A 19812-nucleotide genomic window follows, 5' to 3' on the forward strand; every position below is an offset into this window, starting at 1 on the left:
TATTTGACGAAATATAGCGTCAAACTAATGAACTAATCTACATAAGTACGTCCAGACTGCTTTGACGAAATCGTCATCAGGTCCATGGAAGTCAACTGAACGTGACACCCGGAGAGTCTTCAATGAGCAGTGTTGTTGCCATCGTCAAAAGCATTGTTGGTCAGGTTTTCGTGGTGTCCCCAGAGGGCGTCCGGCGCGTACTCGTTGAAGGCGACCGACTGTTTGTTGGCGATCAGGTAGACACTGGTGTTGCGGGCGCCGTCTCGCTCGAATTGGCTGATGGCCGTACCCTCGATCTGGGCCGCGATACTCAGTGGAGCGGCACCGATCCGGATTCCAGCACCGATCTGGCGGAAGCCACCGCGCAAGCCGCGCCATCGGTTGAAGAATTGCAGCAGGCGATCGTTGCCGGCGCCGACCCGACTCAAGACCTCGAAGCCACCGCAGCTGGCCCGACCGCCGCAGGTAATGGCGGCGCGGCCGGCGGTGGCCACAGTTTTGTCATGCTCGACGCCACCGCTGGCCGGGTCGACCCGACTATTGGTTTCCCGACGGCGGGCATTGACTCGGCAGCAGCGATCACCCAGGAAGATGTCGCTGGCCAAACCGACAACAACGTTAATGCCAACAACACTGGCAACGACAACGCCATCGTCGATCAGCCATCGACCCTGACCCTGACCGCCACGCCGACCATCTCCGAGGCCGGCGGCGTTCTGGTTTACACCGCGAACCTGACCCAGGCGCCGACCACCGCCCTGACCATCACTTTGTCCAATGGCTCAGTGATCGTCATTCCGGCCGGCCAGACCACCGGCACCGTCAACGTGCCACTGGCGCCGAACGACACTGTTTATAACGACGCAACTCAAATCGACGTCAGCGTGGTCGGCACTACCGGCGGCGACGGCATCGTTGTCACGCCGCCGACCGTGCCGGCGACGACTCAAGTTACCGACACTATCGACACCACTACCGTTACTTTGACGGCGGGCGGCACTGTCACTGAAGGCGGGCAGATTACCTACACCGCCACGTTGACTAATCCGGCGCAGACGCCGGTAACGGTCACGCTGTCGAACGGTTCGACGATTGTTATTGATGCTGGCAAGACTACGGGGACTGTTGATGTCCCTACCGCTGGCAACGATGTTTACAACAATGGCAGCACTGTCAGCACCACGATTACTGGCACTACCGGTGGCAACTTTGAAAACCTGGTGCCGAACCCGACGCCAGCGGTTACGACGATTACTGATTCGGTTGATACCACTACCGTTACTTTGACGGCGGGTGGGACCGTCACTGAAGGCGGGCAGATTACTTATACCGCTACGCTGACTAATCCGGCGCAGACACCGGTAACGGTCACGCTGTCGAATGGTTCGACGATTGTTATTGATGCTGGCAAGACTACGGGGACTGTTGATGTTCCTACCGCTGGCAACGACGTTTACAACAATGGCAGCACTGTCAGCACCACGATCACTGGCACTACTGGCGGCAACTTTGAAAACCTGGTGCCGAATCCGGTACCAGCGGTTACGACTATTACTGATTCGGTTGATACCACTACCGTTACTTTGACGGCGGGCGGCACTGTCACTGAAGGCGGGCAGATTACTTACACCGCTACGTTGACTAATCCGGCGCAGACGCCTGTAACGGTCACGCTGTCGAATGGTTCGACGATTGTTATTGATGCTGGCAAGACTACGGGGACTGTTGATGTTCCTACCGCTGCGAATGATGTCTATCAGAACGGCAGCACTGTCAGTACTACGATCACTGGCACTACTGGTGGCAACTTTGAAAACCTGGTGCCGAACCCGACGCCAGCGGTAACCACTATTACCGATTCGGTCGACACCACTACCGTTACTTTGACGGCAGGTTCGACAGTCACCGAAGGCGGCCAGATCACCTACACCGCCACGCTGACCAACGCAGCGCAAACGCCGGTTACCGTGACTCTGTCCAACGGTTCGACCATCACCATCGACGCTGGTAAAACCACTGGCACCGTTGATGTTCCAACCGCCGCCAATGATGTCTATCAAAACGGCAGCACCGTCAGCACCACGATTACCGGCACTACCGGTGGCAACTTCGAAAACCTGGTGCCGAACCCGACGCCAGCGGTAACCACTATTACCGATTCGGTCGACAACACCACCGTCACTTTGACGGCAGGTTCGACAGTCACCGAAGGCGGCCAGATCACCTACACCGCCACGCTGACCAACGCAGCGCAGACGCCGGTTACCGTGACTCTGTCCAACGGTTCGACCATCACCATCGACGCCGGTAAAACCACCGGCACTGTAGATGTTCCGACGGCGGCCAATGATGTTTATCAGAACGGCAGCACGGTCAGCACCACGATCACTGGCACTACCGGTGGCAACTTCGAAAACCTGGTGCCGAACCCAACGCCAGCGGTAACCACTATTACCGATTCGGTCGACACCACCACCGTCACTTTGACGGCAGGTTCGACAGTCACCGAAGGCGGCCAGATCACCTACACCGCCACGCTGACCAACGCAGCGCAAACGCCGGTTACCGTGACTCTGTCCAACGGTTCGACCATCACCATCGACGCCGGCAAAACCACCGGCACCGTTGATGTTCCAACCGCCGCCAATGATGTCTATCAGAACGGCAGCACCGTCAGCACCACGATCACTGGCACCACCGGTGGCAACTTTGAAAACCTGGTGCCGAACCCGACACCAGCCGTCACGACCATTACCGATTCGGTCGACAACACCGGCCTGAGCCTCACCGCCACCGGAACTGTCGTCGAAGGCGGCCAGATCACGTACACCGCAACATTGACCAACCCGGCCGGCACGCCGATGACCGTGACCTTGAGCAATGGCTCGGTCATCACCATCGACGCCGGCAACACCACCGGCAGCGTCATCGTCAACACTGCGCAAAACGACGTCTACAACAATGGCAGCACCGTCAGCACGACGATAACCGGCACCACTGGCGGTAATTTCGAGCAACTGACCCCGAGTACCGAGCCGGCGCTGACCACCATCACCGACTCGATCGACAACACCGGCCTGAGCCTCTCGGCGTCCACCGATGTGGCCGAGGGCGGTTCGATTGTCTACACCGCCAACCTGACCAACGCTGCCGGCACGCCAGTCACCGTCACCCTGAGCAACGGCGCGGTGATCACCATCGCGGCCGGCGCCACCAGCGGCTTGGTGACCGTCGCGGCCCCGGCCGATGACGTCTATAAAGACGCCGGCAAAGTCGAAGCGACCATCACCGACGCCAGTGGCGGCAACTTCGAAAATCTAATCACCAACCCGGCTGCGGCCGTGACCAACGTCGCCGACACCATCGACACCAGCACCGTTTCGCTGACCGCCACTCCGAGCGTCGCCGAGGGCGGCACCGTCGTCTACACCGCGTCCGTAACCGCGCCGGTCACCGGCGCGCCCGTCGTCGTGACCTTGTCGAACGGCCAGACCATCACCATCCCGGTTGGCGCCAGTTCCGGCACCGTGGACTTCGTTGCCCCGAACGATGCATTGGCCGGTGGCAGCTCGCTGAGCGTCAAGATTGATGACGCGCAGGGCGGCAATTACGAGAAGCTGGATATCGACGGCAAACCGGCTGACACCGCGGTTACCGATACCCAGGACACGACCAACCTGAGCCTGAGCGCGACTGACTCGGTGGCTGAAGGTGGCTCGATTGTTTACACGGCGACACTGACTAACGCCGCTGGTTCGCCAGTGACAGTAACTCTGTCGAACGGCGCGGTGATCACCATCGATGCGGGTAAAACCGTTGGTACCGCGACCGTTGCGGCACCGAGCGATGACGTCTACAAAGATGCGGGTTCTGTCCAGGCAACCATCACTGGCGCGACTGGCGGCAGCTTTGAGAACCTGGTGCCAAGCACCGTTCCGGCCGTTACCGAAGTGACCGATACCATCGACACCTCGACGGTCAAACTGACCGCTACCGATAGCGTCGCTGAAGGCGGCACCGTGGTTTACACCGCGACCGTCGGCCAGCCAGTCACTGGCAGCCCGGTTACTGTGTCGTTGGCCAACGGCCAGACGATCACCATCGAAGTCGGCAACACCACCGGTACTGTCAACTTCGCCGCACCGAACGATGCATTGGTCGGTCAAGCGGCGCTGAACAATTCGATCACTGGTGTGACTGGCGGCAACTACGAGAACCTCGTAGCCGACGCCACTCCGGTCACCACCACGGTCACTGATACCGCCGACACCACCAATCTGTCGCTCAGCGCTACCGGTTCGGTCGCTGAAGGTGGCTCGATTGTTTACACCGCGACGTTGACCAATGCGGCTGGCTCGCCAGTTACCGTAACTCTGTCGAACGGCGCGGTGATCACCATCGACGCCGGCAAAACCTTCGGCACCGCGACTGTTGCTGCACCGACCGATGACGTCTACAAAGACGCCGGCTCGGTTCAGGCAACCATCACTGGCGCGACTGGTGGCGACTTCGAGAATTTGGTGCCGAGCACGGTTCCAGCAATTACCGAAGTGACCGATACCATCGATACTTCCACGGTCAAACTGACCGCGACTGATTCCGTTGCTGAAGGCGGCACCTTGGTTTACACCGCGACCGTCGGCCAGCCAGTAACCGGCAGCCCGGTGACTGTGTCGTTGGCGAATGGCCAAACCATCACCATCGAAGTCGGCAACACCACCGGTACTGTCAACTTCGTTGCACCGAATGACGCACTGGTCGGCCAGGCAGCTCTCAACAACTCGATCACCGGCGTAACCGGCGGCAACTACGAGAACCTCGTAGCCGATAACACCCCAGTCACCACCACCGTGACCGATACCGCCGACACCACGACCCTCAGCCTGAGCGCGACCAACTCCGTCGCCGAGGGCGGGTCGATCGTCTACACCGCCACCCTGACCAACGCCGCTGGTTCGCCAGTGACAGTAACTCTGTCGAACGGCGCGGTAATCACCATCGACGCCGGCAAAACCTTTGGCACCGCGACCGTTGCAGCACCGACCGATGACGTCTACAAAGATGCCGGCTCGGTTCAGGCAACGATCACTGGCGCGACTGGCGGCAACTTCGAGAACCTGGTGCCAAGCACCGCCCCAGCAGTTACCGAAGTGACCGATACCATCGACACTTCGACGGTCAAACTGACCGCTACCGATAGCGTGAGTGAAGGCGGAACGGTTGTTTACACCGCGACCGTCGGCCAGCCAGTCACTGGCAGCCCGGTTACTGTGTCGTTGGCGAATGGCCAAACCATCACCATCGAAGTCGGCAACACCACCGGCACCGTCAACTTCGTCGCACCAAACGATGCGTTGGTCGGTCAGGCCGCTCTGAACAACTCGATCACCGGCGTAACCGGCGGCAACTACGAAAACCTCGTCGCCGATAACACCCCAGTCACCACCACCGTGACCGACACTACCGACACCACTAACTTGTCGCTGAGCGCGACCGGTTCGGTCGCTGAAGGTGGTTCGATTGTTTACACCGCGACGTTGACTAACGCCGCTGGTTCGCCGGTTACCGTTACCTTGTCGAACGGTGCGGTAATCACCATCGATGCGGGTAAAACCTTTGGCACCGCGACCGTTGCTGCACCGACCGATGACGTCTACAAAGATGCCGGCTCGGTTCAGGCAACGATCACTGGCGCAACTGGCGGCAACTTCGAGAACCTGGTACCGAGCACCGTTCCGGCCGTTACCGAAGTCACCGATACCATCGACACTTCGACGGTCAAACTGACCGCTACCGATAGCGTTGCTGAAGGCGGCACAGTGGTTTACACCGCCACCGTCGGCCAGCCAGTGACTGGCAGCCCGGTGACCGTGTCGTTGGCCAACGGCCAAACCATCACCATCGAAGTCGGCAACACCACCGGCACCGTGAACTTCGTCGCACCGAACGATGCATTGGTCGGTCAAGCGGCGCTGAACAATTCGATCACTGGTGTGACTGGCGGCAACTACGAGAACCTCGTAGCCGACGCCACTCCGGTCACCACCACGGTCACTGATACCGCCGACACCACCAATCTGTCGCTCAGCGCTACCGGTTCGGTCGCTGAAGGTGGCTCGATTGTTTACACCGCGACGTTGACCAATGCGGCTGGCTCGCCAGTTACCGTAACTCTGTCGAACGGCGCGGTGATCACCATCGACGCCGGCAAAACCTTCGGCACCGCGACTGTTGCTGCACCGACCGATGACGTCTACAAAGACGCCGGCTCGGTTCAGGCAACCATCACTGGCGCGACTGGCGGCAACTTCGAGAACCTGGTGCCAAGCACTGTTCCAGCAGTCACCGAAGTCACGGACACCATCGACACCTCGACGGTCAAGCTGACCGCGACTGATTCCGTCGCTGAAGGCGGCACAGTGGTTTACACCGCAACCGTCGGCCAGCCAGTGACTGGCAGCCCGGTGACCGTGTCGTTGGCGAATGGCCAAACCATCACCATCGAAGTCGGCAACACCACCGGCACCGTCAACTTCGTCGCACCAAACGATGCGTTGGTCGGTCAGGCCGCTCTGAACAACTCGATCACCGGCGTAACCGGCGGCAACTACGAAAACCTCGTAGCCGACGCCACTCCGGTCACCACCACCGTGACCGACACCGCCGACACCACGACCCTCAGCCTGAGCGCGACAAACTCCGTCGCCGAGGGCGGGTCGATTGTCTACACCGCGACCCTGACCAATGCCGCTGGTTCGCCAGTGACAGTAACTCTGTCGAACGGCGCGGTGATCACCATCGACGCCGGCAAAACCTCCGGTACCGCGACTGTTGCTGCACCGACCGATGACGTCTACAAAGATGCCGGTTCGGTTCAGGCAACGATCACTGGCGCAACTGGCGGCAACTTCGAGAACCTGGTGCCAAGCACTGTTCCAGCAGTCACCGAAGTCACGGACACCATCGACACCTCGACGGTCAAGCTGACCGCGACTGATTCCGTCGCTGAAGGCGGCACAGTGGTTTACACCGCAACCGTCGGCCAGCCAGTGACTGGCAGCCCGGTGACCGTGTCGTTGGCCAACGGCCAAACCATCACCATCGAAGTCGGCAACACCACCGGTACTGTCAACTTCGTTGCACCGAATGACGCGTTGGTCGGCCAAGCGGCGCTGAACAACTCGATCACCGGCGTAACCGGCGGCAACTACGAGAACCTCGTAGCCGATAACACCCCGGTCACCACTGCGGTCACTGATACCGCCGACACCACCAATCTGTCGCTCAGCGCGACCGGTTCGGTCGCTGAAGGCGGTTCGATTGTTTATACCGCCACGCTGACAAATGCGGCTGGCTCTCCGGTCACCGTGACCTTGTCGAACGGCGCAGTGATCACCATCGATGCCGGCAAAACCTTTGGCACCGCGACCGTTGCTGCACCGACCGATGACGTCTACAAAGACGCCGGCTCTGTCCAGGCGACCATCACTTCGGCGACCGGCGGCAACTTCGAGAACCTGGTGCCGAGCACCGCCCCAGCAGTTACCGAAGTGACCGATACCATCGACACTTCGACGGTCAAACTGACCGCAACTGATTCCGTCGGTGAAGGTGGCACCGTGGTTTACACCGCGACCGTGGGCCAGCCAGTAACCGGCAGCCCGGTGACTGTGTCGTTGGCGAATGGCCAAACCATCACCATCGAAGTTGGCAACACCACTGGCAGCGTCAACTTCGTTGCGCCAAACGATGCGTTGGTCGGCCAAGCCGCTCTGAACAACTCGATCACCGGCGTAACCGGCGGCAACTACGAAAACCTCGTAGCCGATAACACCCCGGTCACCACCACCGTGACCGACACCGTCGACACCACCAATCTGTCGCTGAGCGCTACCGGTTCCGTCGCTGAAGGCGGCTCGATTGTTTACACCGCGACGTTGACTAACGCCGCTGGTTCGCCAGTGACAGTAACTCTGTCGAACGGCGCTGTAATCACCATTGATGCTGGCAAAACCTTCGGCACCGCGACTGTTGCTGCACCGACCGATGACGTCTACAAAGATGCCGGTTCGGTTCAGGCAACGATCACCGGCGCAACTGGCGGAAACTTCGAGAACCTAGTGCCTAGCACTGTTCCAGCAGTCACCGAAGTCACGGACACCATCGACACCTCGACGGTCAAACTGACCGCCACTGACAGCGTCGCTGAAGGCGGCACGGTGGTTTACACCGCAACCGTCGGCCAGCCAGTGACTGGCAGCCCGGTCACCGTGTCGTTGGCCAACGGCCAAACCATCACCATCGAAGTTGGCAACACCACTGGCACCGTCAACTTAGTAGCACCGAACGATGCGTTGGTAGGCCAAGCGGCGCTGAACAACTCGATCACCGGCGTAACCGGCGGCAACTACGAAAACCTAGTAGCCGATAACACCCCAGTCACCACAACGGTCACTGATACCGCCGACACCACCAATCTGTCGCTGAGCGCTACCGGTTCCGTCGCTGAAGGTGGTTCGATTGTCTACACCGCGACCCTGACCAATGCGGCTGGCTCTCCGGTCACCGTGACCCTGTCGAACGGTGCTGTGATCACCATCGACGCCGGAAAAACCTTCGGCACCGCGACCGTTGCTGCACCGACCGACGACGTCTACAAGGACGCCGGCTCCGTTCAGGCAACGATCACTGGCGCAACTGGCGGCAACTTCGAAAACCTGGTACCGAGCACCGCCCCAGCAGTCACCGAAGTTACCGATACCATCGACACCTCGACGGTCAAACTGACCGCGACTGATTCCGTCGCTGAGGGCGGCACCGTTACCTACACCGCAACCGTTGGCCAGCCAGTCACTGGCAGCCCTGTTACCGTGTCGTTGGCGAATGGTCAGACGATCACCATCGAAGTCGGCAACACCACCGGCACCGTCAACTTCGTCGCACCGAATGACGCATTGGTAGGCCAAGCGGCGCTGAACAACTCGATCACCGGCGTGACTGGCGGCAACTACGAGAACCTCGTAGCCGACGCCACTCCGGTCACCACCACGGTCACTGATACCGCCGACACCACTAATCTGTCGCTCAGCGCGACCGGTTCGGTCGCTGAAGGTGGTTCGATTGTTTACACCGCCACGTTGACCAACGCCGCTGGTTCGCCAGTGACAGTAACTCTGTCGAACGGCGCGGTGATCACCATCGACGCCGGCAAAACCTCCGGCACCGCGACCGTTGCAGCACCGACCGATGACGTCTACAAAGATGCCGGCTCCGTTCAGGCAACGATCACTGGCGCGACTGGCGGCAACTTTGAGAACTTGGTACCGAGCACCGTTCCAGCAGTCACCGAAGTCACGGACACCATCGACACCTCGACCGTCAAACTGACCGCCACTGATTCCGTCGCTGAAGGTGGCACCGTCACCTACACCGCTACCGTTGGCCAGCCAGTGACTGGCAGCCCGGTCACCGTGTCGTTGGCGAATGGTCAGACGATCACCATCGAAGTCGGCAACACCACCGGCACCGTCAACTTCGTCGCACCGAACGATGCGTTGGTCGGCCAAGCCGCTCTGAACAACTCGATCACCGGCGTAACCGGCGGCAACTACGAAAACCTCGTCGCCGATAACACCCCGGTCACCACCACCGTGACCGACACCGCCGACACCACGACCCTAAGCCTGAGCGCGACCAACTCCGTCGCCGAGGGCGGCTCGATCGTCTACACCGCCAACCTGACCAATGCCACCGGCACACCGATGACGGTGACGCTGAGCAACGGCGCGATCATCCTTATCGCAGCCGGCGCCACCAGCGGTTCCGTAGCCTTCGCCGCTCCGGCCGATGACGTCTACAAAGACGCCGGTAAAGTCGAAGCCACGATCAAGGAATCAACCGGCGGTAACTTCGAAAACCTGGTCACCAGCCCAGTAGCTGCAGTCACAACTGTGACGGATACCATCGACACGTCGACCGTCAGCCTCACCGCGACATCGAGCGTCGCTGAAGGCGGCACCGTCGTTTACACCGCTTCCGTTTCGGCGCCAGTGACCGATTCGCCAGTGGTCGTCACGCTGTCCAACGGCCAGACGATCACTATCCCGGTCGGCGCGAGCAGCGGCTTCGTCAACTTCGTTGCACCGAACGACGCCTTGGCGGGCGGCGCTTCGTTGAGCGTGAAAATCGACGACGCGACGGGCGGCAACTACGAGAAGCTGGAAGTTGACGGCAAACCGGCGGATACGACGGTTACCGATACCACGGACACCACGAACCTCAGCCTGTCGGCTACAGATTCGGTGGCTGAAGGTGGCTCGATTGTTTACACCGCCACTCTGACCAACGCCGCTGGCACACCAGTGACCGTTACGCTGAGCAACGGTGCAGTGATCACCATCGACGCCGGCAAAACCTCCGGCACCGCGACCGTGCCAGCGCCGTCTGACGACGTCTACAAAGACGCCGGCTCTGTTCAGGCAACGATCAAAACCGCAACCGGTGGCAACTTCGAGAACTTGGTCCCAAGCACCGCGCCAGCAATCACCAACGTCACCGACACGATCGACACTTCGACGGTCAAACTGACCGCCACCGGCACCGCCGCTGAAGGTGGCACCGTCACCTACACCGCCACCGTCGGCCAACCAGTCACCGGCAGCCCGGTCACCGTATCGCTCGCCAACGGCCAAACGATCACGATTGAACTCGGCAAAACCGTCGGCACCGTCACCACCCTCGCGCCAAACGACGCGTTGGCCGGTCACGCGCCGCTGACCAACTCGATCACCAACGTGACGGGCGGCAACTACGAGAACTTGGTTGCCGACAAAACCCCGGTTTCGACCACGATCACTGACACCGTCGACACCACCAACCTGTCGCTGAGCGCAACCAACTCGGTCGCTGAAGGTGGCTCGATTGTTTACACCGCCACTCTGACCAACGCCGCTGGTTCGCCAGTCACCGTTACGTTGAGCAACGGTGCTGTGATCACCATCGACGCCGGCAAAACCTCCGGCACCGCGACCGTGCCAGCGCCGTCCGACGACGTCTACAAAGATGCGGGTTCCGTTCAGGCAACCATCACCGGCGCGACTGGTGGCAACTTCGAGAACCTGGTCCCAAGCACCGCGCCAGCAATCACCAACGTCACCGACACGATCGACACCTCGACCGTCAAACTGACTGCAACCGGCACCGCTGCTGAAGGTGGAACCGTCACCTACACCGCGACCGTCGGCCAGCCAGTGACTGGCAGCCCGGTCACCGTGTCGCTCGCCAACGGCCAGTCGATCACCATCGAGATCGGCAAAACCGTCGGCACCGTCACCACTATCGCGCCAAACGACGCGTTGGCCGGTCACGCGCCGCTGACCAATTCGATCACCAACGTGACGGGCGGCAACTACGAAAACTTGGTTGCCGACAAAACGCCGGTTTCGACCACGATCACTGACACCGTCGACACCACCAATCTGTCGCTCAGCGCTACCGGTTCCGTGGCTGAAGGTGGCTCGATTGTTTACACCGCAACCCTGACCAACGCTGCTGGCACACCAGTGACCGTTACGCTGAGCAACGGTGCAGTGATCACCATCGACGCCGGCAAAACCTCCGGCACCGCGACCGTGCCAGCGCCGTCTGACGACGTCTACAAAGATGCGGGTTCCGTTCAGGCAACCATCACTGGCGCAACTGGCGGAAACTTCGAGAACCTGGTGCCGAGCACTGTTCCTGCCGTTACCAGCGTCACTGACACGATCGACACTTCGACCGTCAAACTGACTGCAACCGGCACTGCGGCTGAGGGCGGCACTGTCACTTACACCGCGACCGTCGGCCAGCCAGTTACCGGCAGCCCGGTCACCGTATCGTTGGCTAATGGTCAGACGATCACGATTGAACTTGGCAAAACCGTCGGCACCGTTACTACCCTCGCGCCAAACGACGCGCTGGCCGGTCACGCACCGCTGACCAACTCGATCACCAACGTGACGGGCGGCAACTACGAAAACCTGGTCGCCGACAAAACGCCGGTCAGCACCACCGTGACCGACGTGGTCGACACCACCAATCTGTCGCTGAGCGCCACCAACTCGGTAGCCGAAGGTGGCCAGATCACCTACACCGCGACCCTGACCAATGCTGCTGGCACGCCAGTGACCGTGACGCTGAGCAACGGCGCAGTGATCACCATCGAGGCCGGCAAAACTTCCGGCACGGTCAACGTTGCAGCACCTGCCGATGACGTTTACAAGGATGCCGGTTCGGTTCAAGCGACCATCACCAGCGCCACCGGTGGCAACTTCGAGAACCTGGTGAAAAGCAGTGTGCCGGCCGTGACCGCCGTCACCGACACCATCGACCGGGCTGAAGTCAGCATCACCGGCAGCAGCTCGGTGACCGAAGGTCAGACCGCCAGCTACACCGTCAGCCTGACGCACCCGGCGCAGACCGAAGTGACGCTGAAAATCGTCTACAGCGGCACCGCCGCCGACGGTTCGGACTTCACCGGTGTGTACACCGTGAAAATCCCGGCGGGCGCCAGCAGCGCCAATTTCAACGTGGCGACGATCGACGACAAGATCACCGAAGGCACTGAAAACTTCGTGGTCAAAATCGATTCGGCGGTCGGTGGCAACTTCGAAAACCTGGCGATCAGCGCTTCCAACGGCAGCGTCAGCACCTCGATCATCGACAACGACGCACCGCCGGTCATCGATCTGGACGCGAACAATTCCAGCGGCGCCACCGGGGCCAACTACAACGTGACCTTCACCGAAGGCACCACCGGCCAAGGCGTGTCGATTGCTGACACCGATCTAAAAATCACCGACCCGGACAGCACCATGCTGACCGGTGCGACCATCGTGCTGACCAACCGTCAGGACGGCGATTCGCTGAACCTGGGCAACAACGTCAACGGCATCAGCATCAATGCCAACAGCACCAACGGCACCGTGACGCTGACCTTGTCGGGCACCGCGTCGCTGGCCGATTACATGCAGCAGATCAAGAACATCAGCTTCACCAACAACAGTGAAAACCCGAGCACCGTACCGCGCACTATCACAGTGACCGTGACCGATGGCGGCAACTACTCCAACGTCGCCACGACCACCGTTAACGTGGTCGCCGTCAACGACGCGCCGACCGCTGCACCGGTCAACGTCACCGGCACCGAAGACACCCCGCTGGTAATCGGCTGGTCGACTTTCGGCGTCAGCGATGTCGACAGCCCGGCCGCGAGCCTCGGTGTGAAAATCACCGGCCTGCCGGTCGAAGGCAAGTTGCAGTACCTGAACGGCTCGACCTGGACCGACGTCAGCAACAACCAGACCATCAGCAAGGCTGACATCGACGCCGGCAAGTTGCGTTTCACCCCGGACACCAACGAGTCCGGCACCAACGGCTACGGCGGCACCGGCCTGGGCAACAATCAGGCGGATTACGCGCAGATCAAGTTCCAGCCAACCGACGGCCAATTGTTGGGCAACACCGGCACCATCAAGATCGACATCACGCCAGTGGCCGATGCACCGACCCTGACCGTCGCCGATAACGCCGTGCGATCCACCGGCCTGATCAAGGAAGTCTGGACCGGCCTGTCGGGCCTCGGCACCGACGGCAGCGGCGCACCTTCGGCGACACTCAAAGCAGTGATCGACGCGGCGGGCACCCCGAACTCCAGCACCACCGTGACCAACGTTCAGTCCGACGGCAGCGTCAACGCCGGCACGGCCTCGAAAACGTCCGGCCTGATCTACCTCGAAGCCGGCAAGACCTACAGCTTCAGCGGCACCGGCGATGACAGTTTGCTGGTGACCATTGGCGGCAAAAACGTCGCATCGGCCCTGTGGGGCGCGGGCGGCACTTTGAGTGGCTCGTACACGCCGACCGCCAGCGGTTACTACACCCTGGACATCTACCACCACAACCAGAGCGGCCCGGGCAGCTACGACGTCAACCTGTCGGTGAATGGCGCCGCGGCGGTCGATCTGAGCAGCGCTGGCGTGCCGCTCTACACCGGCATCGCCGACCTCGCCGCTTCCGGCGTGACCGTTTCCGATCTGCACGGCAGCAACGGTGAGGGTTACTACGACGGCTACAAACTCAACACCGGCGCCGAAGGCACCAGCGTGCATTTGTCTGCGGTGAAAACTGCGCTGACCGACACCGACGGCTCCGAAAGCCTGAGCGTGAAAATCAGCGGCATCCCGGCAGGTTCGGTGCTGACCGACGGCGCGGGCCACACCTTCACCGCCAGCGCGACATCCGGAGAAGCCAACGTCACTGGCTGGAACCTCGGCACACTGACCGTGACACCGCCGCCGTACTACAACGGCCAGTTCAACCTGACCGTGACCTCGACCTCGACCGAGGCACTGGGTGGTTCGGCGGTATCCACGGCGCAGATTCCGGTCACCGTGTTCCCAGCCAATTACACCGCGATCACAGGCACCGCCGGCAGCGACACGGTGACGGGCACTGACGGCAACGACATTATTGTCGGCGACATCGGTGGCCTGACCGTGGTGCCGGGCACCAACTACAACATCGCGTTCATGGTCGACAGTTCGGGCAGCATGAGCAGCGCCTCGATCACCGCCGCGAAGAACTCGCTGACCACCGTGTTCAACACGCTCAAGCAAAGCATGGGCGGCAACTCGGGCACCGTGAACGTGTTCCTGGCGGACTTCGACACCCAGGTCAACAAGTCGGTGTCGGTCAACCTCAACGACCCGAACGCGCTGATCCTGCTCAAAGCAGTTCTGGATTCGATGGCGTCCGGCGGCGGCACCAACTACGAGGACGTGTTCAAAACCACGGCCAACTGGTTCCTCAGCGCCGACGCGCTGGCCAACAGCGGGGCGACCAACCTCACGTACTTCATCACCGACGGCAAGCCGACCTATTACCAGAGCGGCGAGCAAACCAACCCGACTTTGTTCGGCAACGTGAAGCTCGATGACGTCATCACCACCACCAACTACAAGTTGGGCCAGAACTACTCCGGTTATCTGGACAGCACGCACTACCTGAGCATCGACACCGCCGGCACAGTGACGCTGCAAACCTGGAAAACGTCGTGGGGCGGTTACTGGAGCAGCGCCGAGTTGGGCACTTTGCATGCCGAAGGTAATGGCACGTATGAGCTGTCCTACCGCGATGGCAACGGCAGCAGCACGGGCACCGCGGCGATCGACAACTCCGGTGTCGGTTTCGCGTTGCTGGACAAGGTTTCGACGGTTGAAGCCATCGGCCTCAACAAAGACGTGACCTTGGCCGACCTGAAACCTTACGACTCGGACAAGACGCCGCAAACCAACATCGATCCGAAAGACCTGGCCAACTCGATCATCGGTCACACCGAAGCGACGCTGCCAGGTTCCGACACGGTCAATGGCGGTGACGGCAACGACATCCTGTTCGGCGATCTGGTGAGCTTCAACGGCATTGCCGGCGAGGGTTATCAGGCGATGCAGGCGTTCGTCGCGCAGCAAACCGGCGTCGAAGTCAGCAAAGTCACGACCAGCAACGTGCACCAGTTCATCACCGAGAATTACAGCGTGTTCGACGTGTCCGGCGCCCATGACGGCAACGACACACTGCTGGGCGGCGCGGGCAATGACATCCTGTTCGGCTCGGGCGGCAACGACCTGCTCGATGGCGGCAAGGGCAATGACATCCTGCTCGGCGGCACCGGCAACGACACGCTGATCGGCGGGTCGGGCAACGACATTCTGATCGGTGGTTCGGGCGCCGACACCTTTGTGTGGAAGTCGGGCGACACCGGCACGGACGTGATCAAGGACTTCAAGGCCAGCGAAGGTGACCGCATCGACCTGCGCGATTTGTTGCAGGGCGAGACCGGCAGCACCATCGACAACTTCCTGAAGATTTCCACGGTCGATGGCGTGTCGTCGTTGCAGGTCAGCTCGGCCGGCAAGTTCAATTCGGGCGACGCTGCCGCTGCTTCGCCGGACGTGACGATCAAACTGGAAGGCAACAACTGGTCTTCGGCCAACTTGCACAGCTTGATTGCCGGTAGCGATCCGACCATCAAAGTCGACCACAACAACAGCTGATCCAGCGTAAAACGGCCGCCCTTAATCGGGCGGCCGTCACGTTTGCCGACAGCGCACCGGTGACGATTTCGTCGCCGCACCGCATACTCGCCAACAGTTGGCCTATGCTGCTGACAGCATGACGCTGGTTCACTTCTGAGGGATGCTCAATGTTTTACGTGCAACGCGATGCGCAAGGCCAATTAGTGCGCGTGGAAGCCGCGGCCTATGCCGAGGCCACGGAAACACTGCCGGCCGACAATCACGAGATCCAGGCGTGGTACGCCAACGAGGTGATGGAATCGAGCCTCAAGCAACTCAAGCAGAGCGACCTGGAAATGATCCGGGTACTCGACGACTTGATCCAGGTGCTGACCAGCAAAGGCGTGATCCGCGTCACCGACCTGCCGGCCGCCGCCCAAGCCAAACTGATGGACCGGACCCAGGCCCGGGAAGCGTTGGGCGGGTTGAGTCATTTGATTGATGTTGATGAGACGGGGTTGATCTAGGGATCAGGTGGTTCGCGGCGAGGGGCTTGCGCCCTCTTCGCAATGGTTCTTTGCTTGAACTTAAATCTCCCTCGGCCTGAAGAGCCACCCCTCACCCCAGCCCTCTCCCCAGAGGGGAGAGGGGAAAGGGAGCAGATCTCCATGCCTTTCAGGACCTGAGTTCGACTCGATATTTCAGGTCGATGTCACTCTAAGAACACCACGGTCGGTCCCCTCGCCCCTCTGGGGAGAGGGGAAAGGGAGCAGATCTTCATGCTTTTCAGGACCTGAGTTCGACTCGATATTTCAAGTCGATGTAACTCCAAGAACAACACGGTCAGTCCCCTCGCCCCTCTGGGGAGAGGGTTAGGGTGAGGGGTGAATCTCAATGACTCACTGCCAAGGCTTGGGCTCACCCAACAACTCTCTGGGTAAAGGGGAAAGGGGAAAGGGAGCAGATCTTCGTGCTGTTCATCACCTGAGTTCGACTCGATATTTCAAGTCGATGCAACTCGAAGAACAACACGGTCAGTCCCCTCGCCCCTCCGGGGAGAGGGTTAGGGTGAGGGGTGGATCTCAATGACTCACTGCCAAGGCTCGGGCTCACCTCTCTAGGGAATGGGGAAAGGGAGCAGATCTTCGTGCTGTTCATCACCTGAGTTCGACTCGATATTTCAGGTCAATGTAACTCTAAGAACAACACGGTCAGTCCCCTCGCCCCTCTGGGGAGAGGGTTAGGGTGAGGGGTGGATCTCAATGACTCACTGCCAAGGCTCGGGCTCACCTCTCTAGGGAATGGGGAAAGGGAGCAGATCTTCGTGCTGTTCATCACCTGAGTTCGACTCGATATTTCAGGTCGATGTAACTCCAAGAACAACACGGTCAGTCCCCTCGCCCCTCTGGGGAGAGGGTTAGGGTGAGGGGTGGATCTCAATGACTCACTGCCAAGGCTCGGGCTCATCTCTCTAGGGAATGGGGAAAGGGAGCAGATCTTCGTGCTGTTCATCACCTGAGTTCGACTCGATATTTCAAGTCGATGTAACTCCAAGAACAGCACGGTCAGTCCCCTCGCCCCTCTGGGGAGAGGGTTAGGGTGAGGGGTGGATCTCAATGACTCACTGCCAAGGCTCGGGCTCACCCAACAACTCTCTGGGTAAAGGGGAGAGGGGAAAGGGAGCAGATCTTCGTGCTGTTCATCACCTGAGTTCGACTCGATATTTCAAGTCGATGTAACTCCAAGAACAACACGGTCAGTCCCCTCGCCCCTCCGGGGAGAGGGTTAGGGTGAGGGGTGGATCTCAATGACTCACTGCCAAGGCTTGGGCTCGCCGAACAACTGCCCCTGAACCCCATACAATCCCATCTCGCGAATCACCGACAATTCCCCTTCAGTCTCGACCCGCTCGGCAATCAGCGGCAAATCGATGCTGTGCGCCGCGCGCTGGATCGCTTCGATGAACAGACGTTTGTCGCTCTCCTGATCAATCGCCCGGATGTAGCTGCCATCGATCTTCAGGTACGCCAAGCCTAGCCGCGCCAGGTTGCCGATCATGCTGAAACGGCCGCCAAAGCGCTGCAGGCTCAGGGAGAAACCCAGTTCGCGCAAACGCCGGGTCAATTGCTCCAGCACGGCTTGCTCGGGCAATTGCTCTTCACCGATTTCCAGGGTCAGGCGCGGTCCGAGATTGGAATGCTGACGCAAAATCTCGAAGACTTTATTCAGCGCCTGCGGATCTGCCAGCGTCGCCGACGACAGGTTCAGCGCCAGCGATTCTTCATGCCCGGCCATTTGCCCGAGCACCGTTTCCAACATCAAGCGATCAAGCCGCGCGGTCCAGCCAAAACGCTCCAGCCACGGCAGGAAACGCCCGGCGGGAATGGTCTGGCCCTGATCATCGACCAGCCGCGACAGCACTTTGTAATGCAGCACCAGCGTCGCGTCCTGACTGGCCACGACCGGTTGGAAATACAATTGGAAGCGCCGCTGCGTCAGCGCCTGATCCAGCAGTGTGTGCCACGCATGATGGTCATCGCCGACACTCGCTACCGCGCTGTGGTCCAGACATGCCCAGCTCTGTTCACCCTGACCTTCAGCCTGTGCCAATGCCTCATCGCCCAGGCTGATCACCGCTTGCGGCGAGTCGCCATGGGCGAACGGCGCCAGCCCGATAGACGCCACCGACGCCACGTCCGTCGCGCCTGTCGCGTGCAAACTGGCCAACGCGCTCTCAAGGTTCTGCGCCAGTTGCAGGGCTTCTTCACGCACCAGCCCCGGCGCGAGCACGGCGAATTCACCGCCGCGAATCCGCGTCACCAGGTTCTGCGTTTCCGGGTACTTCGCGCATTCGCGAGACAACTGCTGACCGACCGCTTTGAGCAGTTCATCAGTGCGCTGCCCGCCCAGGCGCTGGTTCAAACCGGCCAGATCCTTCACCCGCAACAACAGCAGATAACCGGAACTGGCCTGCTCCGGGTTGCTCACCCGCGCGTTCAATTGCATCTCGAAATAGCGCCGATTGGCCAGGCCCGTAAGGTTGTCCTGATAAGACTCGACGCGCAGCTTTTCACTGCGCTCGGCCTGCTCCTGAAACAACGCTTTGAGCTTCTCGACCATCTGGTTCATCGCTTGCACCACACGACGCAATTCCGGGGTGCGCGGCAGTTGCGGCAGGCTGAGGAATTCGCGGCGGGCGATGGCGTGGGATTGCTGGACCATGTAGTCCAGCGGCTTCAATTGACGACGCAACAACAGCGCGCCCAACACCGCACTCACGGCGCCGCAGATCAGCAGCCAACCGAGGCTGCCCAACGCGCTCTGCCACAGTTTGGCGACGGCGAACATCGGGTGGCTGACCACCTCGACACGCGCCGCTTGCTCCCAGCCACGGCTGACCAGGGCATCACCGCCGGCCGGTTCGAGGCCGATCATTTTGACGAACCAGTCCGGCACGTTATTCACCGCTGGCGTGCCGGTGCGCTCGACGATGGTCTGGTCGGTCTTGAGGTCAACCACGCGGATGCTCGCGTAGTAGCCGCTGTCGAAAATCGAGCTGACCAGCAACTCGACCATCGCCGGGTCGTCGATATTCGGCGTCAGGGACAGCGCCAGCGCCGTGGCGGCGTCTTGCGCGTGGGAACGCAACTGGTTGACGTACTGGGTGCGCGAGCTCTCCAGGCTGACCACGAAGCTGCCAGTGAAGGCGACCACAAGGAACAGACAGATAGCGATCAACAGCTGTTTGAACAAGGACATC

General features: G+C 60.6%; 3 protein-coding genes. 2 read left to right on the forward strand and 1 reads right to left on the reverse strand.

Features of this window, described 5'->3' with window-relative positions; translation table 11 throughout:
• The first annotated feature begins 122 nt into the window (after positions 1-122).
• Together BLU01_RS12085 and BLU01_RS12090 are read left to right on the forward strand one after the other, a co-directional pair.
• A complete protein-coding gene (locus tag BLU01_RS12085) occupies positions 123-16091 on the forward strand; it encodes a LapA family giant adhesin (protein WP_092275338.1) in 15969 nt (5322 codons plus the stop codon).
• A 149-nt stretch (positions 16092-16240) separates the two neighbouring features.
• Positions 16241-16579, forward strand: a complete 339-nt coding sequence (locus tag BLU01_RS12090) for a tryptophan synthase subunit beta (RefSeq protein WP_092275341.1) — start codon at positions 16241-16243, stop codon at positions 16577-16579.
• Between the two features lie 1285 nt (positions 16580-17864).
• Here BLU01_RS12090 and lapD read toward each other — a convergent pair.
• Positions 17865-19811 carry a cyclic di-GMP receptor LapD gene (lapD, locus tag BLU01_RS12095; RefSeq protein ID WP_092275344.1) on the reverse strand — a complete coding sequence of 649 codons (1947 nt, stop codon included), beginning with the start codon at positions 19809-19811 and terminating at the stop codon, positions 17865-17867.
• Between the last annotated feature and the right edge of the window lies 1 nt (position 19812).

Source organism: Pseudomonas prosekii, from assembly GCF_900105155.1.
Lineage (GTDB): Bacteria > Pseudomonadota > Gammaproteobacteria > Pseudomonadales > Pseudomonadaceae > Aquipseudomonas > Aquipseudomonas prosekii.

What these genes read in the sequence shown, in the direction of transcription:
- BLU01_RS12090 (WP_092275341.1), top strand. Translation starts at nt 16,241, where the DNA reads ATGTTTTACGTGCAACGCGATGCGCAAGGCCAATTAGTGCGCGTGGAA.
- lapD (WP_092275344.1), bottom strand. Translation starts at nt 19,811, where the DNA reads ATGTCCTTGTTCAAACAGCTGTTGATCGCTATCTGTCTGTTCCTTGTG.
- BLU01_RS12085 (WP_092275338.1), top strand. Translation starts at nt 123, where the DNA reads ATGAGCAGTGTTGTTGCCATCGTCAAAAGCATTGTTGGTCAGGTTTTC.